Genomic DNA, 24,016 nt, shown 5'->3' with positions numbered 1-24,016 from the left:
CCACTTGTCCGGAACTCGCATCGAGGGTGGACACCAAGGTCTCGCACGACGATACGGTCAGCTGGAGGGAGAGCCAGCAGCCGAAGTGGCGTTGCTTCGTCAGCTCGACCTCACGAACCTCGGGGCTGGGAAGAGTCTTCGGTGCCCACCCTCGAGGCGAGTTCCCGCCAAGTGGAGCGGCCGTAGGCCAGATGGATATATGGGCCGCGCAGCGGCCTTTCCGGTACGAAACGCGAAGGGGTGTCTGAGCAGCGAGGGTGGGCACCGAAGGCTCTGCGCCGCGCGTCCCCGGAATTCCGCGAAGAACCTTTTTTTCGTTGGGGTGCCGCAGGGGCAGGTCTCGACCACCGTCGAGGTGGAAAAAGATGTCGGAACTATACAATCTAGAATGTATAGTTACGACATCTTTTCCTTTGGACTGTCGAATGACAACGTTGAATGATCGGCGCTGGCTCGTGCTCCTGACGGTAGGTGCGTCACTGCTCCTGATCACGCTCGACAATGCGGTGCTGTACACGGCGCTCCCTACGCTCGTCCGCGAGCTAGGAGCCACCAGTTCTCAATCGCTCTGGATAATCAATGCTTACCCATTGGTAATGACCGGATTGCTCCTCAGCACGGGGACAATGGGGGACAGGGTCGGCCACCGACAGATGTTTCTGGGCGGCCTCGCGCTGTTCGGCGTTGCGTCCCTCGCCGCCGCGTTTGCGCGAACACCAGAGGCCTTGATTGCGGCTCGCGCCGTCCTGGCAATCGGAGCAGCCACGATGATGCCAGCGACGCTCGCGCTCATCCGTATCACTTTCGAAGACGAACGCGAACGCAACCTTGCGATTGCGCTGTGGGGATGCTTATCCGTTGTCGGCAACGCGTTAGGTCCCATCGTTGCAGGGTTGTTGCTCGAGGACTTCTGGTGGGGTTCCGTATTCCTTATCAACGTGCCGGTCGTCATCGCGGCTTTCATTGGTGGAGTACTGGTCACGCCTTTCACGCCGACGGACCGGTCGAGGCCGTGGGACAAGCATTCGTCGGTCCAGGTCATGATCTTTCTTTTTGCCTTGGTGACAGCCATTCAGGCGTTATCCCATCCAGCGCCGTCCGTACCGACGATAGTCGCGGCCGTCAGCGTCGCCTTGATCGTCGGCGCGCAATTCGTGCGCAGGCAGACGCGTCTGCCTTATCCGCTGCTGGACTTCAAGATCTTTCGCAATCCCGCCTTCATGTCCGGAGTGCTCGGAGCAGCGTTCGCCATCTTCGCGCTGGCAGGTGTGCAGCTGATAACGACGCAGCGCTTTCAACTCGTTGCTGGATTTAGCCCTCTGCAAGCCGGTTGCCTCGTCTCTGCCGTGGCGCTTGGCTGTTTGCCTAGCGCTGTCATCTGCGGAGGGTTCTTGCACAGAACCGGGCTCCTTCCCCTGATCGGCGGTGGCCTGCTGATATCCGCAGTCGGGGTGTTAACGGCGTCTGCGGAAGTGTCACATTTGCCATGGCTTGTCACGTGTCTCATCGTGACCGGAATCGGTCTCGGAGCCGTCATGGCGGTCGCGTCGAGCGCCATCATCGGCAGCGTGGAGCCGCAAATGCTCGGGATGGCTTCGTCTGTGGAAGGGGTGTCGTTCGAATTCGGAAGTCTGCTTGCTGTCGCCGTTGTAGGAAGCCTCTTATCCATGCTGTTTTCTTTAGGCATCGAGCTTCCGCAAGGCATCCCGGCCACCGCGCGTGAAGGCATGTCGGAAGCATTGGCAATAGCTAAGCGGGAACGAGCAGGGGGAGCATCACTCATCGTGGCCGCCTCGGCGGCGTTTGATTGGAGCTACGTTATCGTCATGCGTGTCATCGCGGGTGTCCTGCTCTTCGGCGCCACCGTCACATCGTTTCTTCTGAGGCGTCATGGCCCGAGTTCCGTCACATACAATCTGGAGTCAAGGTAAAGGCAGAAGGCGCATCATGCGTACAAGCAATCGCAGCAAGATCCTCGAGGCCGCCGTACGGGTGATCGATCGCGAAGGTGCGACCGGCGTCACCTTCGATTCCGTCTCGTCCGAAGCCGGCGTGACCCGCGGCGGGATGATGTACCACTTCCCGTCGCGTGACGCCCTTCTACAGGCGATTCATCAGCATCTGGCAGACCAGTGGGAGTCAGGCCTCGAATCCCTTGCGGGCAAGCCGATTCATGAAACGACGCCCGACGAACGTGCTGGAGCCTACGCGCGAATCTCGGCAAGGAGCGCTACCCGAGCCGAATTGCTTTTCTTGATCGAGTCCTCGGTCAGCCCCGAGTTCACCGCCCCATGGGACGGGGTCCTCGAACGCTGGGCGCCTCCCGCCCCTGCGGGGGCTGACGACCCGTTGGCAATTGCCCGGTTTGTCGCGCGCCTGGCTGCCGATGGCCTTTGGGTTTACGAATCACTTTCGAGCAAGCGTTTGTCACCTAAGGTTCGTCAAAAGGTCGCCGAGCAGCTTGCCGCGATGCTTGATCCGCCGTCGGGTGTCGCAGACGCTCGCTTTTCGACCCGGGATGGGAAGAAAAGCGACGGGTCTTGAGTCGGAGCCCAAATGATCAGGCGATCTGCTTATCGCCGATGAATCGGCTCCTACGGCGGCACGGGCAGCGCAGGGATAGGCTAAGGATGGAGGAGGGCGCTGCGGGTTAGGGCTTCGACCCATTAATACCAGCGCCCGAGCCGCTGAGCTTCGCCTTCTTCGACATGGTGGTGTAGGTGGCCTTGTCGATCTTGCTTACCGAGGCGATGTTGCACGGCGGGTCGTCGTGGATGCGCTCCACCTTCTCCGTAGGCGTGCCGCAGATGCGGAAGGCGCCGACGGCCTTGTTGCTCTCGGCGGTCTTGAACCGGACGCCGCCACCCAGGCCCATGCGGGGACAGTCGACGTTGGTCTTTACGACGAAGCGATCCGGGCCAGTCGCGACGAGCAGGGTACGGTCGTCGACTACTTTCCAGTCGGTGATGCGGTCGGTACGCATGCAGTCGTTGAATTCGAGAGGCTTGGCGTCCGGTGCGGGGCCGGTGGCCGGCGCCTGCTCGGCGGCGTGGGCGGCCACGGTAAGGAGCAGGGAAGCGACAAACAGGTGACGGACTTTCATGACCGGACTCTCCTTCGTAGGAATATGCACGTTAAGCTCGTTTGTGCCTCCGAACGAGAGATAAGGCCGTGTCGGTGCACCTGCCGTTAAGGCGGCGGTCGGGTCCGCTCACGTTCGTTGAACGTTTGCGCTGGCAAGGTTTCGGTAATGACTGACGAGTCCGTCGGCAGTGCAGGAAACCCCTTATGACCGTCCGTCCGCTTGGCATAGACCCCCGCCCGCCAGCCAGCGCGGACCTCGCTCAACGCTTCCTCACCATTCGCCACCGTACGGCGGAGCTGGCGGCGCGCCTGAGGCCCGAGGACACCGTGGTGCAGTCCATGCCGGACGCCAGCCCGACCAAGTGGCACCTTGCGCATACGACGTGGTTCTTCGAGCAGTTCATCCTGGCCCGCGACCCTGCCTACGTCTCGCCGAATCCAGAGTGGCACTTCCTGTTCAACTCGTACTACCAGTCGGTCGGGCCAATGCATGCGCGTCCGAAGCGCGGCCTGCTGACCCGGCCGGCGCTGGACGAGGTCAGGGACTACCGATGTCGCGTGGACGACGCGATCGCCGCGCTGATCGCGCGCGGCGATGACGCGACGCTGCCGGCACTCATCGAGCTTGGTGTGCAGCACGAGCAGCAGCACCAGGAACTCCTGCTTACGGATATCAAGCATGCCTTCGCCCAGAATCCGCTCGAGCCTGCGTTCGCGCCCGATGCGCCACGTTCGCTGTCGGTTGCAGCGCCGGCCCTTGCCTTCGTGCCGTTCGATGAAGGGATTGTCGAGGTAGGGTATGACGGGGACGGTTTCTCGTTCGACAACGAGGGGCCGCGGCACCGCACGTATCGGCAGGCCGGCTCGCTGGCGAATCGTCCCGCGACGAATGCGGAGTTCATGGCCTTCGTGCGCGACGGCGGTTATCGCCAGCCGACGCTCTGGCTGTCCGATGGCTGGGCCGTCGTGCAGGCCGAGCAGTGGCAGCGCCCCTTGTATTGGGACGAGGCGCTGGAGACCGAATTTACCTTGCAAGGGCGGCGCGCCATCGACCCGCACGCGCCCGTGTGTCACATCAGCTACTTCGAAGCCGAGGCGTTCGCGCGTTGGGCTGGCGCGCGACTTCCCACCGAGGTGGAGTGGGAGACGATGGCAGCAGCGCTGCCCGTGCGGGGGAACCTTCAGGACACCGGGGCGTTCCAACCCCGTGCGTCGTCGTTCGAAACCTCGTTGGGGCAAATGTACGGCGACGTTTGGGAATGGACAATGAGCCCATATGTCAGTTACCCGGGCTTCCGGACTTTGGACGGAGCCCTTGGCGAATACAACGGAAAGTTCATGAACGGGCAGTGGATCCTCCGCGGAGGATCCTGCGCGACGCCTGCGGATCATGTTCGTGCGACTTACCGAAACTTCTTTCCTCCCCATGCCCGTTGGCAGTTTTCGGGGATACGACTGGGAAACGATCGATGAGCGCTCAACCGAAAGACATCCGCGTAGACGACCGCCATCCGGATGTCGAGGACACGCTGCATACCGTTCGCCGTGGCTTAGGCGCGAAGACGAAGAAACTGCCTTCGCGACTGTTTTACGACGAGCGCGGCTCGGCGCTTTTCGAAGCGATCTGCGAGCAGCCCGAGTACTACCTCACGCGTACCGAGATCGCGATCATGCGCGATCACGCAAGCGACATAGCCGACACGTTGGGTCCGGATGTGCGCCTGGTCGAGTACGGCAGTGGCAGCGGCATCAAGACGCGCATGCTGCTCGAGCACCTGGTGACGCCTGTTGCTTATGTGCCCGTCGAAATCTCACGATCGGCCTTGATGGAAAGCGTTGCTGAACTCGCCACCCGATTCCCGGACGTGCCGATGCAGCCGGTGTGCGCCGACTTTACGCAGCCGCTGCGGCTTCCCGTGGCGTCGCGTTCGCCGCGTCGCACGGCGATCTACTTTCCGGGTTCGACCATCGGTAACTTCGAGGCGAAAGAGGCGGTTCGCATTCTTCGCCTCATGCGCACGGAGATGAGCGATGGGGGCGGCATCATCATTGGCGTGGACCTGAAGAAGGATCCGGCTGAGATCGAGGCGGCATACAACGATGCAGCAGGTGTGACGCGCGACTTTACGCTCAACATGCTGGTTCGCCTCAATCGCGAGATCGGCACCGATTTCGATGTGGATGCGTTCCGGCATCGGGCGCGCTATAACGCGCTGGCCGGGCGGATCGAAACCGCACTGGTGAGTACGAAGCGGCAGGATGTGCATGTCGGCCACGATACCTTCGGCTTCCGCGAAGACGAGGCGATGCAGGTCGAATACAGCTGCAAGTATTCGCTGGACGATTTCGCGCAGCTGGCGGCAAAGGCCGGGCTGAGCGTCGCCAAGGTCTGGATGGATCCCGAGCAGCGCTTCAGCGTTCAGTACCTGGTCCGGTCCACGCCGACGGCCTGACTGGCGCTCTGTGTGGGAGCCGCTTCAGCGGCGATGCTTTTGCTTTTCTGCCAAGAGCATCGCCGCTGAAGCGGCTCCCACACAGAGCACCACACGGGCTGCCACACGATGCGACCCGCCCCGCTTGATCAGCTCGGGCGGCGGGCGCCTAGGGAAACCAGGGTGTCCTGTGCTGTGCGGATGCGTTCGCTGGCGCCGGGTAGCTCCATGATCACGCGCAGTTTGTCCTGGCCGTCCATCTTGAAGATGCGCGGCTGGGTCTGGATCAGGCGGATCAGTGCGACCGGGTCGATGTCCGGCTTGTCGCGGAAGGTGATCCGGCCGCCACTGGCGCCGAAGTCCACTTTGCGAATGCCCAGAGGCGTGGCCATGAGTTTCAGCTGGGCCACGGCGAACAGGCACTTGGTCTGGTCGGGCAGCAGGCCGAAACGATCGATCATTTCCACCTGCAGTTCGCGCAGGCCGTCGTCGTTGCGTGCGCTCGCGATGCGCTTGTACAGCGTAAGACGCGCATGCACGTCCGGCAGGTAGTCGTTCGGGATCAGGGCGGGCAGGTGCAGCTCCACCTCGGTCTCGTGCTCGGAGGTGAGATCGAAGTCGGGCACCTTGCCGGACTTCAGCGCACGCACCGCCCGATCGAGCAACTCGGTATATAGCCCGAAACCGATCTCCTGGATCTGCCCGGACTGCTCGTCGCCGAGCATTTCGCCGGCACCGCGGATCTCCAGATCGTGCGTGGCGAGGGTGAAGCCGGCACCAAGCTCTTCCAGCGACGCCAGCGCCTCGAGGCGCTTCTCGGCATCCGCCGTCATCGCCTTGCGGTCCGGCACGATCAGGTAGGCATAGGCGCGGTGATGCGAACGACCCACTCGGCCGCGCAACTGATGCAGCTGCGCCAGGCCGAAGCGATCCGCACGGTTGACCACGATGGTATTCGCCGTCGGGATGTCGATGCCCGATTCGATGATCGTCGTCGAAACGAGCACGTTGAAACGCTGGCGGTGGAAGTCCGCCATGACCTGTTCCAGCTCGCGCTCGGGCATCTGGCCGTGGGCGACGCGGATGCGCGCTTCGGGCACCAACTCGCCGAGTTCACGCGCGATGCGCTCGATCGACTCCACTTCGTTGTGCAGGAAGTAGACCTGGCCACCACGTGCCAACTCGCGTTGGATCGCTTCGCGGATAAGGGCGGGCTGGTAGGTCGAGATCAGCGTACGTACGGCGGTACGGTGCGCGGGCGGCGTGGCGATGATGGACAGATCGCGCAGGCCGCTCATCGCCATGTTCAGCGTGCGCGGGATGGGCGTTGCCGTCAGCGTGAGGAGGTCGACTTCGGCACGCAGCTTTTTCAGCTGTTCCTTCTGGCGCACACCGAAACGCTGTTCTTCGTCGACGATGACCAGGCCGAGGTTCTTGAAGCGAATGTCGGCCTGCAAAAGTTTGTGCGTACCGACCATGACGTCGATCTGACCGTCGGCAAGGCGTTCCAGCGCCGCATCCGTTTCCTTCTTCGATTTGAAGCGAGAAACGACATCGACGCGCACCGGCCAGTCCGCGAAACGGTCCGCGAAGTTGCGGTAGTGCTGCTGGGCGAGGAGGGTGGTCGGGACGAGCACGGCGACCTGCTTGCCGGCGGTCGCTGCTGCGAAGGCGGCGCGCAGGGCGACTTCCGTCTTGCCGAAGCCCACGTCGCCGCACACCACGCGATCCATCGCACGCGGCGCGGCGAGATCGGTGATGACGGCGTCGATCGCCGCCTGCTGGTCGGCGGTCTCTTCGAACGGAAAGGTGGCACCGAATTCTTCGAGCATCTGCCGGTCGATCGACAGCGCTTCGCCCTGGCGGGCTTCGCGCTGTGCGTAGATCGCGAGCAGCTCGGCGGCGACATCGCGGACCTTCTCGGCCGCCTTCTTGCGCGCACGTTCCCAGGCGTCTCCGCCCAGTGAATGCAGCGGTGCCAGCTCAGGCGCCGTGCCGGTGTAGCGGCTGACCAGGCCGAGCTGCGCCACCGGTACATAGAGCTTGTCGCCCTTGGTGTATTCGATAGTGAGGAACTCGCCGGGCATGTCGCCGACGTCCAGCGACACCAGGCCCTGGTAGCGGCCGACACCGTGGTCGATATGCACGATGGGCGAGCCGATGGAAAGCTCGGTGAGGTCCTTGATGATGCTTTCGGGGTCGCGAGCGGCGCCGACGCGCTTCTTGCGATCGGTGCGCACGCGCTCGCCGAACAGTTCGCGCTCGGTCAGGACCGTGAGCGCCGGCTTGGTCAGCGCAAAACCCTGCTCGAGCGAGGCGACCGTAATCGCGAAGCGCTCGTCCTTTGCGAGGAAATCTTTCCAGTCGTCGACGTTGACCGGCTTCATGCCACCGCCGGCGAGCTGCTCGATCAGCGCTTCGCGGCGGCCGGCCGAGTCGGCGGCGATCAGCACGCTGCCCTTGTAGCTGGCAAGGAAGTGGCGCAACGACGTGCCCGGCTCCTCGCCCTTGCGGTTGAGCGGCACTTCGGGGGCAGGCATCGTGCCCAGATCGACCGCATGTTCCTGGCCCTTCGGCACGACATCGATGCGAACCTGCTTGTTGAGGCGCTCGCGAAGGTGTTCCGGCGGCAGGTAGATTTCGGCCGGCGGCAGCACGGGACGCTCGATGTCGTGCGCGCGCTGGTCGTATCGCTCCGAGGTCTGGGTCCAGAACTGCTCGGCGGCGTCGAGTACACCGTCACCGAGGACGAAGAGGGCATCGCCGGCGATGTAGTCGAACAGGGTCTCGGTAACCGGGAAGAACAGCGGCAGGTAGTACTCGATGCCACCGGGCGTCACGCCTTCCTTCATGTCCTGGTAGAGGTTGCACCGGCGGATGTCGATCGGGAAGCGCTCGCGCAGGTTCGCGCGAAAATTCTTCGCGGCCTCTTCGGTCACCGGGAATTCGCGTGCCGGGAGCAGGTCGACGCTATCGACCTGCTGTTGCGAGCGCTGCGTTTCGGTGTCGAAGGTGCGGATCGATTCGACTTCGTCGTCGAACAGCTCGACGCGGTAGGGCTCGTTCGCACCCATGGCGAAGATGTCGATCAGCGCGCCGCGCACGGCGAAATCACCGGGCTCGCCCACCTGGGGCACGTTGCGGTAACCCGCGGCTTCCAGGCGGCGTTGCTCGGCGCCGATATCGAGCTTCTGACCCTTGCGCAACACCAGGCCCGACCCGGTGATGTGGGTACGCGGCGCGATGCGCTGCATGAGCGTCGCCACCGGCACCACCAGTACACCGCGCTTGATGCTCGGCAGGCGGTAGAGCGTAGCGATGCGCTGGGAGACAACCTCCGGGTGGGGGCTGAAGACGTCGTAGGGCAGGGTTTCCCAGTCGGGGAAGTGCAGCACCGGCAATTCGCCGGCGAACACGGCCAGTTCGCTCTCGAGGTTGTCCGCACTGCGCGTGTCGCGGGCGACGACCACCAGCAGGCCGTCGTGGGCCCGGGCCGCCTCGGCCACCTCCAGCGCCCACGAGGAACCATGGGGCACGGCCCAGTAGCGGCGGGTCTTGGCGTTGGCGGGGAGCGGCGGGCGGGGAAGCGCTACAGGCATGAAGTCGGCTTGTCAGCTGCGGGCAAGCCGATGATTGTACTACCCGGGGGCGAAGGGGTTGTGTGGGCCTAGTCGGTGATGTCCGGCTCGAAGAAGCTCCAGCGCACGTCCTTGAATTCCGCCTTGAAGTCGGCCTCGACGATGTTGATCGCCTCGATCATGGCCCTTGCGGTCGGCGCGGGCGCCATTTTGGCCTTGGTCGCCACCATGACGTCCGTGCCCATCTGCAGGGTCAGCAGGTTGTAGACCGAGTCGATTTCGGGGCGTGCGTTGAGGAAGGCGACCATCTCGGCGCGGCGCCTGGGCTCCACGCCCTGGCCGATCAGCAGCGCCTTGACCTCGCGGGCCACGGCGATGGCCACCACGATGAGCAGCACGCCGATGGCAATGGTGCCAATCGCGTCGTACACCAGGTTGCCTGTGAGGATGGTGGCGACCACGGCGAGCATGGCCAGGCACAGGCCGATCAGGGCAGCGAGGTCTTCACCGAAGATCACCAGCAACTCACTGGCGCGGGTCTCGCGGAACCACTGCCAGAGGCTGCGGCCGTCGCGCGCCTTGTTCACTTCCTGCATGCAGCCATGCATGGAAATGCCCTCGGTGACGATGGAGAAGGCGAGGACGCCAACGGCGAGCCAGGGCCACTTCAGCGGCTCCGGGTTGGTCAGCTTATGCACGCCCTCGTAAAGCGAGAACATGCCGCCGACGCTGAAAAGCAGGATGGCGACGAGGAACGACCAGAAGTACAGCGCGCGTCCCCAGCCTAGCGGGTAATCCGGTGAGGGCGGACGCTTGGCCTGCTTCATGCCGAGCAGGAGCAAGCCCTGGTTGCCGCAGTCGGCCGCCGAGTGGACGGCTTCGGCAAGCATGGCGCCCGAGCCGGTGAACAGCGCGGCCACCAGCTTGGCGACGAAAATGGCGAAGTTGGCTCCGAGCGCGAGGAAAATGGCGCGCTTCGAATCGGCGTGTCCCGACATGTGATTCCCTGTCCCGGTGATCGATCGAAAGATCTTACCGTATGACGCCGACACCCACGCCAAAGCTCACGTTCGGATGGCCACCGGACATTTCCTTGGCCGTCCATACGTGCGACTGGTTCACCGTGACCAGCGGGAAGGTGTAGTTGGCCTGGCCCACATTGCTCGCCCGCGTTCCATTGATACGGCCCGCCACGGTCACAAGGCCACCGGCCGGGTAGTCGAGGCTTTCGACATAACCCGGCATGGCTGCGATGAAACGACCGTTACCGGTGTCGTTGGATTGCGGACGCTGCGAGCCGTCGAGCGGATAGGCCAGGATCTCGATTTCGCTGTGGTCGGCGAAGTTATTCACCTTCACGATGCGTCCGCCCCAGATCACATCGGACGTGCCGTAGCGTTCCGGTTCGCGTGCCACCTGGGCGGGTGGCACGGCGACGTTGTTCGCCGTGGGCTTGTAGATCGGCGCAGGTGCACAGGCGGCAAGAGCCAGCGTGAGCAGGGCGGCAGGGACGGCTAGACGAACGACGGTCGGGCGCATGGGTCAGCTCCTGGCAGGTAGCTGAACTTTAGCGCCGGCGGACTGAACGGGGTGAGTGCGGACCGTGGGGAGCTTCTTCATCCTTGGAGTCTTCGACCAGCCAGGTCAGCCGGTATTCGGATTCGCCCGGCTTGCCGAGCAGCTTTGGCAGCAGGCGCAGCGAGTCGCGGATCGTTTCATCGAGCTTCCACGGGGCATTCACGATCGCGATGCCGGTGCCGTTAAGCGTGAGCGGCGAGTTGTCCGGGCGCAGCAGCAGCTCGGCGACGAGCACGCGCTTGGCACCGCATTTGGTCAGCCAGCGATGGAACGGCTGGACATGGCTGCGGACCTTGATCGGATACCAGACGGCGTACATTCCGGTCGGCCACTTCTCGAGCGCAGCCTTGAGGGTTTTCTCAATGATGCGGAACTCGGCTTCCTGGGCTTCGAAGGGCGGGTCGATCAGGACGAGGCCGCGCTTTTCCTTCGGCGGAACGAAGGCCTTGAGTGCTTCGTAACCATCGCGTTCGTGCACGTGGATGCGCTTGTCGTGATGGAACAGCTGGCGCAGGGCACTGGATTCGTCGTTGCGCGTATCGACCATCTGCGCGCTGTCGTTCTCGCGCATGAGGTGCGCGGCGAACCACGGCGAGCCCGGGTAGTAGCGCAGCGTGTCGTCACCCGGATTGCAGGCGCGGACGATTTCCAGCCACTTCCACAGCAGCGGTGGCAGGCCCGTAGCCGTCTTGAGGACGTTGAAGCCTTCGTCGGCTTCGCCGGTCTTGCGGGCTTCGTTGCCGCGCAGGTCGTAACGGCCGCTGCCGGCATGGGTGTCGATATAGCAGAAGGGCGAGGCCTTCTGCTTCAGCGAGTCGAGCAGGGCCACGAGCACCATGTGCTTGAGGACATCGGCAAAGTTGCCGGCATGGTACGCGTGGCGATAATTCATCGCGGGAGTATAGCGGGGCGGGGCGGCCGGCAGGTCCTGTGGGAGCTCCGTGGGGCTGTTGTGGTGGCTCTTGTGGGAGCCGATTCATCGGCGATGCTCTGCCGCGAGCACCCATCGCCGCTGAAGCGGCTCCCACAGATCGCCGCTGAAGCGGCTCCCACAGATCGCCGCTGAAGCGGCTCCCACAGGAGAAGCGCTTAGTAGGCGAAGGTGACGCGCTTTTTGGCGGCGTCGCCCTTTTCGATCCGGTCCAGCACGCCGATGGCGAAATCGGCGGTGGAAATCCGGCTGTGGCCCTCGGCGTTCACCAGCAGCTGCTCCCCGCCAACACGGAAGCTGCCCTTGCGCTCGCCCGGGGCGATTTCCGCGGCAGGGCTGATGTAGGTCCAGTCGATTGGCGCCTTGCTGGCGCGGAATACCTCGAGCGCGGCGATCTGTGAGTTCGCCGACGCTTTCCAGGCCTCCGGAAAGCCCGGATCGTCGATAACGCGCACGCCAGGGGCGGTTTCCAGGCTGCCGGCGCCGCCGACCCAGGCGAATCGGTGCACGCCTGCAGCGGACAGGGCGTCGAGCAGGGAGGTGGCCTGGCGCGGCACGTTGGACGGGTCCGCATGGTCGTTGAGGCTGGCGATAGCGGCCTCGGCACCCGGGAGGGCAGCCGCGTAGGACGACGGCTGGGCCACATCGCCCTGAACGACCGTCAGGCCAGCGTGCTTCGTGGTGAGCTTCGCCGGGTCGCGAACGATGGCTGTGACCGTGTGGCCACGGTTGAGCGCCTCTTCAAGGATCACGTTGCCGATGTTGCCGGTGGCGCCGAACAGGACGATCTTCATGGTGACTAGCCCGTTGCTGGAAAGGATGGGGGCTAGGATGCGCCCCGGGTCGTTCCTGAAATACGCCTTCCGGAGCAATTCATCGTAAAGTAAAACTTTACTATCGAGCCCAGCCCATGGCCTCCGACGTCAACCTCAACCGCCTCAGCGTCTTCGTTGCTCTGGTCCGCGCGGGCTCGTTCACCGCGGCGGCCCAGCAGGTGGGCACCACCAAGGCCATGGTCAGCCAGCACCTGGCAAAACTTGAGGAGGAACTCGGCGTGACCCTGCTCGTGCGCAGCACGCGGAAGATGTCGCTCACCGACGCCGGGGAGCGCTTTCATGAAGATTGCGCCCGCGTCATGGCCGACGCCGAATCCGCTATCGCCCGGCTCGGCGAATGTCGTGACACGCCGATGGGCGTGCTGCGCGTGGCGGCTGCGGGCGACCACGGCCCGACCATCGTCGCGCCGGCACTGGCCGCCTTCGCCGAGCGCTATCCGCAGGTGAGCGTCGAACTCGTGGTCGGCGACGGTATCGTCGACCTCATCGCCGAAAGGTTCGACCTCTCGATCCGCCTGGGATGGCTCCGCGATTCGAGCCTGCGTGCCGCGAAGCTGGCGAGCTTCCGGCAGTGCCTTGTGGCTTCGCCGGCTTACGTTGCGAAACACGGCACGCCGGCAACGCCGGCCGACCTGGCCGCGCACCGTTGGATCACCCTGACCATTCTCTCCGCACCCACGCGCTGGACGTTCACGGACGTCAGAGGCAACGAGCACGCCGTGCAGACGCGAAGCGCGGCCACGGCGAACACCACCCTGGCCGCGTATGGGTTCGTGGCCGCCGGATTGGGTATCTCGGTGCTTCCGGATTACGTGGTGAAGGCAGATCTGGACGCGGGGCGGCTGGTGTCGCTACTGCCCGCGTTCCGGCTTCCGGAGGGAGGCGTGCACGCGGTCTATCCGGGGCGGCAGCCTTCGGTCAAAGTGCGGGCGTTCATCGACCTCCTGCGTGAACGCCTCTCGCTGGAATTTGCGAACTCCCGGTAGGGGTGTACAAGCGTGGGACGCGCTCCCGTGAAACCCTCAGGCCACGAATCAGCGAGGTCCTTGCCATGCGTGGAGTCATTCTATGAAGGCCGCCTGGATTGCCGATGCCGCGGGTGCCGATCTTTCCATTCGCGTGGGTGACACCGAAGCGCCGGCGCACGCCGCCGACCGCGTGCTGGTGAACGTGGATGCCGTCGGCCTGACGTTCGGTGAACCGCACTGGGTCACCAACGGAACCATGGCGCTCCCGGATGGTTCGAAGCGGCCGCTTCCCGTCATCGTGGGTCACGAATTCGCCGGACGCGTTGCTCACGTCGGTGCGGAAACCACTGGTTTTTCCGTAGGCGATCGCGTTGTCGGCCTGATCGACTTCTGGCGCAACGGTGCCGCGGCGGAGCAGGCCAGCGTGCTACCGACGGAAATCACGCGGCTACCCGACGCTGTATCCGCCGTCGAGGCATCGACCCTGCCGATCGGCGCGCTCACCGCATGGCAGGCCTTTTTCGATTTCGCGAAGCTGAAAGCGGGCGACACGGTGCTGATTCACGGTGCGGCCGGCGCGGTCGGCACGTTCGCCATTCAGATCGCCAAAGGCGTGGGCGCGCGCGTTGTTGCCACCGCACGCGGCGCCGACGCGGTCGCTTTGTGTCGCGAACTCGGCGCCGACCTGGCGATCGACACGACAAAGGATCGCTTTGAAGATGTGTCAGGTCCGGTCGATGTCGTTTTCGATACCGTGGGCCGCGACTTGCTGGAACGGAGCTGGTCGTTCGTCAAACCCGGGGCACGCCTCGTCACGATTTCCGGCGAAGCCGAGGATGCACCGTCCCCGGAACGTGCAAAGGCGCTCGGCATCGAGGCCTTCTGGTTCATCGTCAAGCCCGATCCGGAGCAACTGGCGGAAATCGTCCGCTGGGTGGCGGACGGACGCATCACCGTGCAGGTGGATCGCACCTACCGCCTGGGCGAAGCGCGGCAGGCATTCCTCGAGGCGGAATCGCGGGCGAAACGCGGCAAGACGGTGCTTACCGTCTAGCCGCGTTTCGTCGTTCAGCTCATCTGGTCGCCGCGACGCAGGTTGATGTGGAGCGCCGTGGCGACCACCAGCATCGACTCGTCGTCGCTTGAGGACGTGATCCAGCCGGCGGAGACATCGTCATCGGCTTCGCGCGACCACAGCGTGTAACCATGCGGCTTCAGCTGGTCGTAAGCGCGGTTGAAGATTTCCGCCGCGTCGATGTCTTCGTGGTACTCGTCCTCATCCGGATCGCCGTCCCAGTCCATGGTGACGTCCTGGAAGCGTGAGATCAGTTCCTGGAGCGCTTCGACCAGGGCGCGTGTGTCGTCGGCATCCACTTCGAAACTGGAGCGCCAGTCGGTGACCTGCGCGACCAGACGAATCGGGTCTTCGTCACCCTGGTCTTCCACTTCATCGCGGTAAGCGATGAACTGGTGCTTGGCGGCCTCCTCGTCGCCGGGGTTGATCATCAGCAGCAGCTGCCAGACGTGTTTTTCGACCGTGTCCTCGCTGTCGTCATCGTCGTACTCGCGCTCTTCGTAGGATTCGTCGTCGTAGGAATTCATGGGGATTGGCCTGTGGGTCTCGGGCGAATGATCGCACTAATGGGGCAGGGCCGCTCCGGCGAACGCGAATGGACGGCCATTCAAGAAAGTTGACAAACTTGCGACGCGGTGCAACAAATAGCCCTCCAAGCCCTTTCCCAGGCGATCCCCTCACCAGTGAACGCACTCAACCTCAGCGCACATACCTCCCCGATGACGTTCGCGGCCACGCCGCGTTGTTCGGTGGACTGCGCGTGTTGTTGTTGTCGCCTGGCTTGAGTCGGCTTCACGTCCGGCGTTTAACGCCCTGACGTAGATACCGCGGCCCTGCCCGCGGTCCTTCTCCCTCCCTTGTTCTTCCGGTCTCGCCTGATCGGCGTCGCGTTGCGCGTCGCCGGAGCGCGGCCGTCTTCCCACACCCGGCGCCCGGAGGCGTCGGCGTCTCGCCTTGTCCCCAGGGGAATCCACGTCCATGTTCGCTCTCGCACCACGCCGCCGCACGCCGTTGTTCATCGCCGTCTCACTGGTCCTGGCCGCCTCCACGGCACCTGTCCTCGCCCAGGATGCCGCGCCTGCGGACAAGCCCGAATCCGCGAAGACCAGCCAGCTCGACACCGTCATCGTGACCGGTACCCGCAGCACCGAGCGCACCGTATCCAGCTCGCTGCAGCCGATCGACGTGATCACGCCACAGCAGTTGCAACAGAGTGGCGCCACTCAGCTCACGGCCGCGCTGGCCCGGCTGGTGCCTTCGTTGAGCTTCCCGCAGCCGACGACGATCAGCGGGGCGGAAGTCGCCCGGCCAGTGACCCTGCGCGGTCTCAGTCCGGACCAGGTGCTGGTGCTGATCGACGGCAAGCGGCAGCACAGCGGAGCCTTCCTCAACCTGGGTGGCGCGATCGGTCGCGGCTCGAACCCCGTGGACCTCAACGCCATTCCCATCTCGGCGATCGAGCGTATCGAGGTGCTGCGTGACGGACAGTCGGCGCGCTACGGCTCGGACGCTATCGGCGGCGTGATCAACGTCATCCTGAAGAAGGGCGGCGAGGGTGGCCAGGTGACGGCGAAGTTCGGTGGCTACGATGCGGGCGACGGCCTGCAGCGGCAACTGAGCGCGGATACGGGATTCAAGCTGGGCGACAAAGGCTCCATCCACGTCGCGATCGATACGCAGAACAACGATTACACCAATCGCGCCGGCCCCGACCAGACGCCGTCTGCCAAGGGCACGACTTACAACCAGAAGGTCTATCGGCTTGGCGATCCGGGCGTGCAGTCGAACAAAGTGTCCCTGGTCGGGCAGTACGAATTCAGCAAGGCCGCCGAGGTTTATTTTGAAGCGCTTTACCGTCGCGATCGCGACGAAACCGCCAGCCTGTATCGCCACTGCGGTGATTCGACGAACGTGGTTTCCATTTATCCGGAAGGCTATCTGCCGGTCAGCGTTCCCATTGTCAAGGACACCACCCTCACGGCCGGTCTGCGCGGTGAGCTCGGCGACGGTTGGCACTACGACGTCTCGGCCAGCCATGGGTCGAATGAATACGACCAGCGCAGCCAGTCCATCAACGCCGACTGGTACAAGGCCTTCGGCTATACGCCGTTCTTCATCCAGGGTGCCGATTACAAGACCAACCAGCAGGTCGGTAACGTCGACATCAGCAAGGAGTTTTCGCCCTCGTGGCTGGCAAACCCCATCAGCGTGTCGTTCGGCGTGGAGTATCTCCGCCAGGCGTATAAGGTGACGCCAGGCGACGCCGTGTCGCAGTACGGTGCGAACGGCGGCATCACCGGTGACCTGCAGGGCAACTGGCAGCGTCACGACGTCTCCGAATACATCGATCTGGAAACCAACGTGACCGATCGCTTCGCGCTCTCGCTCGCAGGCCGGCACGAAAACTACAGCGACTTCGGTAACACGACTTCGGGCTCGCTGTCCGGTCGCTTCGACTTCACGCCGAAGGTAGCCCTGCGCGGTAGCGTCGGCACCGGCTTCCGCGCGCCGACCCTGGTCCAGCAGCATTACGCCGATATCTCGCAGCAGCTGCAGGACCTCGGCCAGGGGCAGGTGCTGGTTCAGTCCGGCACCTTCCCGGTGGATGCGCAGGCGGCGAGCCTGCTCGGCGCCGAAAAGCTGAAGCCGGAAAAATCACGCAGCGCGACGCTGGGTCTCGTGCTAGAACCGCTCACCGGCTGGAACGTGAGCGTGGATGCGTACTACATCAAGATCACCAACCGGATCAATCTGTCGTCGAACATTCCGGTCAATACGCCGGCGGTCAGTGCCTACCTTGCAGCCAACGGTGTCGACGCCAATTACCAGTCCATTCGCTACTTCACCAATGCGGTCGATACGCGTACACGTGGCCTGGATTTCGTCAGCCAGTACGCCTTCGACTTCGCTAACGGCGATCGCCTCAACACGACGTTGGGCTGGTCGTATAACGAGAACGAAGTGACGAAGGTGAAGCCTAACCCGGCGATCCTCGATGAGCTGGGCGTGGCCGTGCAGCGCGTAGAGCGTCGCGAGCGGCTCGGCCTGCTGGGCGACACCAATCCGCTGACCAAGCTCGATGCCGGCTTCGACTACCTGCACGGACGCTGGGCGGGGCACGCGAATGTGCAGCGTTACGGCAACTACATCGTCTACAGCAATAGTGGCGTCGCGCTCGACCAGAACTTCGCGCATCGGTGGACGCTCGACCTCTCTGCCGACTACAACCTGGACAACTGGACCTTCAGCGCCGGCGCGGACAACGTGACCAATGCACGGCCGGAGCAGGTCAAGTACGCCAACTCGACCAATGGCAACTTCAAGTACAGCCTGTTTTCACCGCTCAGCTGGAACGGACGCTACTACTATGCCAGCGTGACCTACCGGTGGAAGTGATGACGATGAGAGTCTTGTTACCCGCGTTGCTGCTGACACTTGCTTCTGGTGCGTCGGCGCAGACGGCTGTGCCGCCCATTGGGTTCGCCACGGCCGACGTGCCCGCGCAGCGCGAACTGGAGGGACGCGTCGACGCGTCCATCGCCACGGCGGATCTCGACGGCTGGCTGAAGCGCCTTACCTCGGCGCCGAATCAGGTCGGCTCGCCGCATGACAAGGAGAATGCCGACTTCATTGCATCCAGCCTGCGTAGCTGGGGCTGGCAGGTTGCCATCGAGCCCACCCGCGTCCTGGTTGCGTATCCGACAGTCCAGAAGCTCTCGCTTCTGGGTAACGACAACTACGCGGCCGACTTCACCGAACCGGCTATTCCCGGTGACAACGACACGGCGCGCCAGGACGGCGTCTTGCCCGGCATGGAAGCCTATGGTGCGGATGGATCGGTCGATGCGCCGTTGATCTTCGTCAACGAGGGCCTGTCGAAGGACTACGACGAACTCGCACGGACGGGCCAGTCGGTCGAAGGCAAGGTGGTACTGGTGAAGTCGACCGGCGCCGGCCGCTGGGTAAAACCGCGCCTGGCGCAGCAGCACGGTGCGGTCGGCGTGGTGATCTATTCCGATCCCGATGCCGACGGATTCACCAAGGGCGATGTGTACCCGGACGGCGCCTGGCGCACACCGCATACCTTGCAGCGTGGCACGCTCGGCATCGACAGCGTGCTGGACGCAAAGAGCGCAAAGACGTTCCAGGCCAACCGGCATACCGACGACCTGCACCTCCCCGTGGTCACGATCGGTTACGGCGACGCCGAGCATTTCCTGCGTGCTCTCGGCGGTCCTGCCGTGCCTGGCCGCTGGCAGGGTGGCCTGCCGTTGACGTATCACGTGGGCGGGGATGCGAAGGTTCACCTCGAAGTCCGTTCGCCGTGGGAGTGGCGCACGCTCTACAACGTGGTAGGCACCTTGCGTGGCAGCGACCTTCCGGATGAGTGGGTGATTCGTGGCGTGCATCACGATGCCTGGGTGTTCGGTGCCTGGGATCCTCTTGCGGGTACCACTGCCCTGCTGGCCGAGGCGCGGGCCATCGGCGAGGAAGCAAAAGCCGGGCACCGGCCACGACGCACGCTCGCCTTCGCCAGCTGGGACGGCGAGGAGCTCGGCATCCTCGGCTCCAAGGCGTGGACCGATCGCCATGCGACGGAGCTCGCGCACAAGGCCGTGTTCTACCTCAACAACGACACCACCGGCCGCGGCTTCCTCGCCGCCGCGGGCGATCCCTCGCTGGCGAGCCTGGTCGATGGCGTTGCCAGTGACCTGCGCGATCCGGAGACTGGCGCAACGGTGCAGGCACGCCGCCTTGCCAAGCGCGCGGTGGACGCGGCAGGGAAGGGCAAGGATGCCGAGGGATCCATCGTTCCGCAGCGTCTGGGTACGGGCTCGGATTATCTTGCCTTTGCGCACCGTCTCGGTGTGCCGTCGTTGCATGTTCGCTATGGCTACGACCGCGACGGCGACGACGAGAACGTGCCGGTGTACCACTCGCTCTACGACACCTACACGCACTACCAGCGGTTCGGCGATCCCGGCCTTGCCTACGTGAACCTGCTTGCCCGGACGAACGCGCGGCTCGCGCTCCGCGTCGCCAATGCCGACATCCTGCCCTGGCGCTACACGGCGTTCGCGTTGTCGCTGGGCAAGGATATCGACCGACTTGCCGCGGGCTCGGCGGCGGAGCATCGGGATGCCGTACGGCACAACGCCTTGCTCCAGAACGGCACCTATCGTCTCGCAGCGGTGGCGTATCGGCATGAGCAAGCACCTGCGCGTGTCGACGATGCATGGCAGGACATCGATCTCGGCCCGCTGCACGACGCGCAGCGGGACCTTCTGACCGCCGCGGAAGCATACGACCAGGCGGCTACCTCGGCCGGCAAGCTCACGACGAAGCAGGCCGCTGCGGTGAATAAGGCGCTTCGCGATGTCGCGCCTGCGTTCCTGCAGGCAACGGGGCTGCCGCAGCGTCCGTGGTACCGGCACCTTCTTCAGGCACCGGGGCGAAAGGAGGGTGAAGACACGGCGCCGCTCCCGGGCGTTGGCGACGCGATCGACGCGCGGGCCTGGGATCAGGCACGGGATGAAGTTCGCCTCACGGCCGAGGCGACCCGCCGTGCGACGGGTCTGTTGCATCAAGCCACGCACGAACTTACGATCACGCAGGCTCCGCTATAGTCGCGCCACCTGAACCCGTGGAGTGGTGGCATGAGCGACGAATCCCAGACGCCGGCGGCAGCCCGCCGCCACAAGAAAGGCTGGGGGCCGATCCGCTATGCACGCTCCCGGCCGCGCCTGCTCATCGGTGCCATCATCGCCGTCGTTGCCGCTGCCGGCCTGGAGTTCACGGGCCTGCAGCGCAGCGTGGCGCTCTTGCTTGGGTTCGACATCGGGGCGCTCGCGTACCTGCTGATGATCCTGCGCATCTTCCTTCAAGCGAACAAGACGTCCATGCGCCGGCAGGCGCGTATGCAGGATTCCGGTCGCTGGACCACCCTGCTCAGTGGCGTCGCGCTTTCGGCCATCGTGCTCGTCGCGGTGACCACCGAGCTCAATTCGGGTAGCAAGGGTGGGGCGTTCGCGATCGCCGTGGCGGCGACGACGATCATCCTCTCGTGGATGTTCATGAATACGCTGTTCGCCCTGCACTACGCCCACGGCTATTACGGCGATTTCGACGACAAGCACAAAGGCCTGGATTTCCCGGGTGATGAAGATCCCGACTACTGGGACTTCGCGTACTTCTCGTTCACCATCGGCATGACTTTCCAGGTTTCCGACGTGCAGATCACGACGCGTTACCTGCGCCGGATCGGTCTGATGCACAGCGCCATCGCATTCTTCTTCAATGTCTTCATCATCGCGATCAGCGTGAACATCGCGGCCGGCAAGGCGTGAGGTATCAGTGCGCCCGAGGCCGGTGCACGCGCACGCAGAGCAGCACGCTGATCACCAGCGCAATCACGGCGAGGCTTTCGAGCGACGTCGGTAACCGGTGTTCCCAGAGAAAGCCGTAGAGCAGGGCGAACAGCGTCTCGAACAGGATCATCTGGCCGACGAGGGTCAGCGGCAGCAAACGGCTCATCCGGTTCCACAGGCCGTTGCCCAGGATGGACGCGAAGACGGCGATGCCCGTGCTGATGGCGGCGAAGCGCAGCCACGCCGGGCCGTCATGCGTGGCGTCGTCGAGCAGCATGGCGGGCGGGACGAGCAACAAGGCCAGCGCTCCGGTGACCACGCCGGTCAACAGGTTCCAGTCATGGGCGGAGACGTGGTCCAGGCGGGCGAGCCAGCGCGCGTTGATCACCGCATAGGCCGTCCAGGAGGCGAGGGCACCGATGGCGCAAAGCAAGCCGGCGAGACGGTGAGGCTGGGTCTGCAGGTGTGTCCCCGTCATGGCTTGCCAGCCGATGCAGGCGATCGCGACGGCGCTCAGCCATAGCGAGGGCGCCAGTTGGCGCAAGGGCACGGCGCCGGCGGCGCGGCTCCCCACCAGGGTGACGGCGACGGGCAGGAAGCCGATGACCAGGGAGGTCATGGCCACGCCGCCCCATTGCACGGCGCTGGCCAGGAGCACGTAGTAGAGGATGTTGCCGAGCAGGCTCAGGCCGACCAGACCCCGCCAGTGGGCTCGCTGCAGCCACGCGCGGAGCGGCCGCCAGCGGGGTACCAACAGGCAGGCCGAGATCAGCCCGTAGACGAGGTAGCGGCCGGCCGCCAGCTGCAGGGCGGTGAAATCCCGGGCAAGTTCGGGCGCCAGGAACACCAGTCCCCACAGGGCGCCCGCAGCCACGCCAAAGCCGATTCCCAGTCCCAGGCGGGCGCGATCTTCCAAGGGTGACTCCGGCGAAAACGGCAAGGAAGGGGAGTTTACTGCCCAAATTTCTTATTGACGCGACGCCGCAAACGCGGTGTCCTGCGTTTAGCCGTCCATTCGGCACGGTCCGTCCTGGGGCCGGGTAACAAGGGGGAACACCTATGTATACGAAATCGATCGGTCGGGCGACGACGTTCGCCTTGCTCATGGCTCTCGCCGCGGGTCCGGCCGCCGCCCGTTCGGCGGACGACACCCCGCCGGATACCCTCTGCACGGTGATCGGCACCGCCTCCCGCTATATCGGCACCACGGTGACCGTCCGCGGTGTGGCGACGTCGGCCGGCAAGGTCACCACGCTGTCGGACGACCAGTGCAAGGGCAGCGTCAGCCTCAACGTCAGCGATGACCAGAGCGGTCGAAAGCGCGACGTCTCATCGTTCAAGCGTGCCGTCGCATCCAGCGGTGCACGTGCCAACGCCACGGTGTCCGGCCGCTTCCGCGCGGCGGACGGCGCGACGTCGGCGTACACGATCGACGTCTACAGCGTGAAGGACGTCGTCAACCTCCCGGACGGCGGCGGCTAAACCCGCGTTCGCACCCAGCCCTTCGCCGTGGCCTCCATGCGCTCGGTGAGGTTGATCCGGGCCAGGAATACCTCGTCGTGCGACGCGACGACGAGGGCGCCTGCATACGCGCAAAGCACGGCCTCGAGGGCCTGCAACGCGGGAAGATCGAGATGGTTGCCTGGCTCGTCCAGGAGAAGCAGCTGCGCTGGCGGGTCGGCGTGGATCGCCATCGCCAGGGCGGTAACCAGGCGCTGGCCGCCACTGAGCTGGCCCGAGGGCAGGTTGACCGAACGCGCATCGATGCCGACCTGCGCGAGCAAGGTGCGAATGTCGCCCTCGTTGCGTTCCACTGCGACGCGACGTAGCAATTCGAGCGGGGACAAGGTGGGCTCCACGGCGGCGAGTTGCTGGTCGAGGTAGGCGACCGGCGTCCACGCCTTGCGTTGGCCCTCGGGCGGCGGGAGCGTACCTGCCAGCGTACGCAGTAACGTCGACTTGCCGGAGCCGTTTGGCCCGACGAGGCCGATGCGTTGGCCTGCGGTGATCGCGAGATCGACCTTCTCCCCGGTGCCTTCCGGATAGGCGAGCCTCACACCCTCCAGGCTGGCAACGCGAAACGGGGAGTGGCCGCTGGTCGCGGCGATTCGCATGATGGGCATCGCCTGTTCATCCACGCGTCTCGACGCCTCGGCTACACGCTCTCCGAGCGAGGCGCGCTGCGCTTGCTGTCGCTCGCGCAGGTGTCCGGCGGTGATCTCGCTCCGCTCTTTCTGCCGGCCTAACAGAATGGGGGCCTGGTTGGCATCGCGCGCGCCGCGATGCCCACGTGCCTCCCGGCGATCGGCGCGTTCACGCTGTGCGCGGAGGGCGTATTCCAGGCGGTCGCGCTCCGTTTTTCTCCGTTCCAGCTCTCGTTCGGCGTCGGCACGTTCCTGCTCGCTGCGTAGGGCGTAGAGGTCGTAATTACTACCGTAGGAACGTAGGCCGAGCGTTGAAAGCTCGACGATGCGTTCCATCTGTCCGAGTAGCTCGCGATCGTGGCTGACCACGATGAGGCCGCCTCGCCAGTGCGCCAGTTGCTCGATCAGCGACCGCCGCGCGTTTCGGTCGAGGTGATTGGTTGGTTCGTCGAAGATGAGGAAGTCAGCTTCGCTGAGAAGGGCGCCGGCGAATGCCACGCGTGCGGCTTCGCCGCCGCTCAGCCGGTGCGCTGGCGAGTCGACATCGAGATAACCCAGTCCCTGTGCTTGCAAGGCCTGCTCGAGATCGTGGCGGATGGTCCAGCGCGCACCGACGATGTCGAAGTCGGCTGCGTCGACGCTGCCCGCTTCGATGCGTGCGATCGCTTCCACGATGTCTGCCACGCCCGCCGCGGCGGCAACCGTGGCATTGCGGTCGCGGACGGGCTCCTGGGCGAGGTAGTGCGCCGTGCCTTGCCGCGTCACATGCCCCGACGAAGTCGGCCATGATCCGGCGAGCACGCGTGCAAGCACGCTCTTGCCGACACCGTTACGGCCGACAAGGCCGGTATGCCGGAGGTCGAAGGTTTCGTTGAGTCCGGAGAAAAGCCGGCGGCCATCCGGCAACAGGCACGAGACCCCGTGAAGGGTGAGGCTTGGGTTCGTCATACGATTTCCAGGAATGCGAAGAACTCACCCTGCAGGCAGGGCAACTGAGTCTTTCCGTCGGGAAGACGGGGCAT

19 protein-coding genes are annotated in these 24,016 nt (G+C 64.6%); 10 read left to right on the top strand and 9 right to left on the bottom strand.

Annotated features, from left to right (window positions below):
- Positions 1 to 425: 425 nt before the first annotated feature.
- Together ACVWWJ_RS16205 and ACVWWJ_RS16200 are read left to right on the top strand one after the other, a co-directional pair.
- Positions 426 to 1,931 (top strand): MFS transporter, encoded by a 1,506-nt coding sequence (locus ACVWWJ_RS16205; protein ID WP_456968702.1) that lies wholly within the window; start codon positions 426 to 428, stop codon positions 1,929 to 1,931.
- Positions 1,891 to 2,544, top strand: a complete 654-nt coding sequence (locus tag ACVWWJ_RS16200; RefSeq protein WP_456968701.1) for a TetR/AcrR family transcriptional regulator — start codon at positions 1,891 to 1,893, stop codon at positions 2,542 to 2,544. The genes ACVWWJ_RS16205 and ACVWWJ_RS16200 overlap by 41 nt, the downstream gene beginning before the upstream one ends.
- A 106-nt stretch (positions 2,545 to 2,650) precedes the next feature.
- Here the strand turns inward: ACVWWJ_RS16200 and ACVWWJ_RS16195 are convergent, their stop codons facing one another.
- A complete protein-coding gene (locus ACVWWJ_RS16195; RefSeq protein ID WP_456968700.1) occupies positions 2,651 to 3,103 on the bottom strand; it encodes a DUF6491 family protein in 453 nt (150 codons plus the stop codon).
- A 185-nt stretch (positions 3,104 to 3,288) separates the two neighbouring features.
- Here ACVWWJ_RS16195 and egtB point away from each other — a divergent pair, with 185 nt between their 5' ends.
- Both egtB and egtD read left to right on the top strand, forming a co-directional pair.
- Positions 3,289 to 4,557, top strand: coding sequence for an ergothioneine biosynthesis protein EgtB (egtB, locus tag ACVWWJ_RS16190; RefSeq protein ID WP_456968699.1), 1,269 nt, complete (start codon positions 3,289 to 3,291; stop codon positions 4,555 to 4,557).
- A complete protein-coding gene (gene egtD / locus ACVWWJ_RS16185; RefSeq protein ID WP_456968697.1) occupies positions 4,554 to 5,537 on the top strand; it encodes an L-histidine N(alpha)-methyltransferase in 984 nt (327 codons plus the stop codon). Before egtB ends, egtD begins: the two co-directional genes overlap by 4 nt.
- A 128-nt stretch (positions 5,538 to 5,665) precedes the next feature.
- Here the strand turns inward: egtD and mfd are convergent, their stop codons facing one another.
- The 5 genes from mfd to ACVWWJ_RS16160 all read right to left on the bottom strand — a co-directional run bounded on the left by mfd (position 5,666) and on the right by ACVWWJ_RS16160 (position 12,397).
- Entirely contained in the window at positions 5,666 to 9,115 is a 3,450-nt protein-coding gene (gene mfd / locus ACVWWJ_RS16180) for a transcription-repair coupling factor (protein WP_456968696.1), read from the bottom strand.
- Positions 9,116 to 9,183: 68 nt separating this feature from the next.
- Positions 9,184 to 10,092 carry a cation diffusion facilitator family transporter gene (locus tag ACVWWJ_RS16175; RefSeq protein WP_159895513.1) on the bottom strand — a complete coding sequence of 303 codons (909 nt, stop codon included), beginning with the start codon at positions 10,090 to 10,092 and terminating at the stop codon, positions 9,184 to 9,186.
- Between the two features lie 34 nt (positions 10,093 to 10,126).
- Complete coding sequence (locus tag ACVWWJ_RS16170) at positions 10,127 to 10,633, bottom strand: Slp family lipoprotein (RefSeq protein ID WP_456968695.1); 507 nt, start codon at positions 10,631 to 10,633, stop codon at positions 10,127 to 10,129.
- Positions 10,634 to 10,661: 28 nt separating this feature from the next.
- Positions 10,662 to 11,564, bottom strand: a complete 903-nt coding sequence (locus ACVWWJ_RS16165) for a 23S rRNA (adenine(2030)-N(6))-methyltransferase RlmJ (protein WP_159895507.1) — start codon at positions 11,562 to 11,564, stop codon at positions 10,662 to 10,664.
- 197 nt (positions 11,565 to 11,761) lie between these two features.
- The gene (locus tag ACVWWJ_RS16160; protein WP_456968694.1) at positions 11,762 to 12,397 is read right to left on the bottom strand and encodes an NAD(P)-dependent oxidoreductase; all 636 of its coding nucleotides are present in this window, start codon (positions 12,395 to 12,397) and stop codon (positions 11,762 to 11,764) included.
- A gap of 116 nt (positions 12,398 to 12,513) precedes the next feature.
- On the opposite strand from ACVWWJ_RS16160, the gene ACVWWJ_RS16155 reads away from it, so the two are divergent.
- Together ACVWWJ_RS16155 and ACVWWJ_RS16150 are read left to right on the top strand one after the other, a co-directional pair.
- Positions 12,514 to 13,425, top strand: a complete 912-nt coding sequence (locus ACVWWJ_RS16155; protein WP_456968693.1) for a LysR substrate-binding domain-containing protein — start codon at positions 12,514 to 12,516, stop codon at positions 13,423 to 13,425.
- A gap of 82 nt (positions 13,426 to 13,507) precedes the next feature.
- Positions 13,508 to 14,461, top strand: coding sequence for an NADP-dependent oxidoreductase (locus tag ACVWWJ_RS16150; protein WP_456968692.1), 954 nt, complete (start codon positions 13,508 to 13,510; stop codon positions 14,459 to 14,461).
- A 14-nt stretch (positions 14,462 to 14,475) separates the two neighbouring features.
- Here ACVWWJ_RS16150 and ACVWWJ_RS16145 read toward each other — a convergent pair whose 3' ends face one another.
- Positions 14,476 to 15,009: a DUF6630 family protein gene (locus ACVWWJ_RS16145; protein ID WP_456968691.1), complete on the bottom strand. Its 534-nt coding sequence runs from the start codon at positions 15,007 to 15,009 to the stop codon at positions 14,476 to 14,478.
- A gap of 451 nt (positions 15,010 to 15,460) precedes the next feature.
- Between ACVWWJ_RS16145 and ACVWWJ_RS16140 the strand changes: the two genes are divergently transcribed.
- From ACVWWJ_RS16140 to ACVWWJ_RS16130, 3 genes are read left to right on the top strand one after another with little or no spacing between them, the layout of a single operon-like run.
- Positions 15,461 to 17,878 (top strand): TonB-dependent receptor plug domain-containing protein, encoded by a 2,418-nt coding sequence (locus ACVWWJ_RS16140; protein ID WP_456968690.1) that lies wholly within the window; start codon positions 15,461 to 15,463, stop codon positions 17,876 to 17,878.
- Positions 17,879 to 17,883: 5 nt separating this feature from the next.
- Positions 17,884 to 20,109, top strand: coding sequence for a transferrin receptor-like dimerization domain-containing protein (locus tag ACVWWJ_RS16135; RefSeq protein WP_456968689.1), 2,226 nt, complete (start codon positions 17,884 to 17,886; stop codon positions 20,107 to 20,109).
- 30 nt (positions 20,110 to 20,139) lie between these two features.
- Positions 20,140 to 20,829: a DUF1345 domain-containing protein gene (locus ACVWWJ_RS16130; protein WP_159895495.1), complete on the top strand. Its 690-nt coding sequence runs from the start codon at positions 20,140 to 20,142 to the stop codon at positions 20,827 to 20,829.
- A gap of 4 nt (positions 20,830 to 20,833) precedes the next feature.
- On the opposite strand, the gene ACVWWJ_RS16125 is transcribed toward ACVWWJ_RS16130, so the two are convergent.
- Positions 20,834 to 21,766 (bottom strand): DMT family transporter, encoded by a 933-nt coding sequence (locus ACVWWJ_RS16125; RefSeq protein ID WP_159895493.1) that lies wholly within the window; start codon positions 21,764 to 21,766, stop codon positions 20,834 to 20,836.
- A 143-nt stretch (positions 21,767 to 21,909) separates the two neighbouring features.
- On the opposite strand from ACVWWJ_RS16125, the gene ACVWWJ_RS16120 reads away from it, so the two are divergent.
- Positions 21,910 to 22,332 (top strand): hypothetical protein, encoded by a 423-nt coding sequence (locus ACVWWJ_RS16120; protein ID WP_456968688.1) that lies wholly within the window; start codon positions 21,910 to 21,912, stop codon positions 22,330 to 22,332.
- On the opposite strand, the gene ACVWWJ_RS16115 is transcribed toward ACVWWJ_RS16120, so the two are convergent.
- The gene (locus ACVWWJ_RS16115) at positions 22,329 to 23,942 is read right to left on the bottom strand and encodes an ATP-binding cassette domain-containing protein (protein ID WP_456968687.1); all 1,614 of its coding nucleotides are present in this window, start codon (positions 23,940 to 23,942) and stop codon (positions 22,329 to 22,331) included. The genes ACVWWJ_RS16120 and ACVWWJ_RS16115 overlap by 4 nt on opposite strands.
- Positions 23,943 to 24,016: the final 74 nt, after the last annotated feature.

Source organism: Luteibacter sp. HA06 (genome assembly GCF_054061215.1).
The sequence above is the reverse complement of the archived record's forward strand: the minus strand, read 5'-3'. Positions and strand labels throughout refer to the sequence as shown.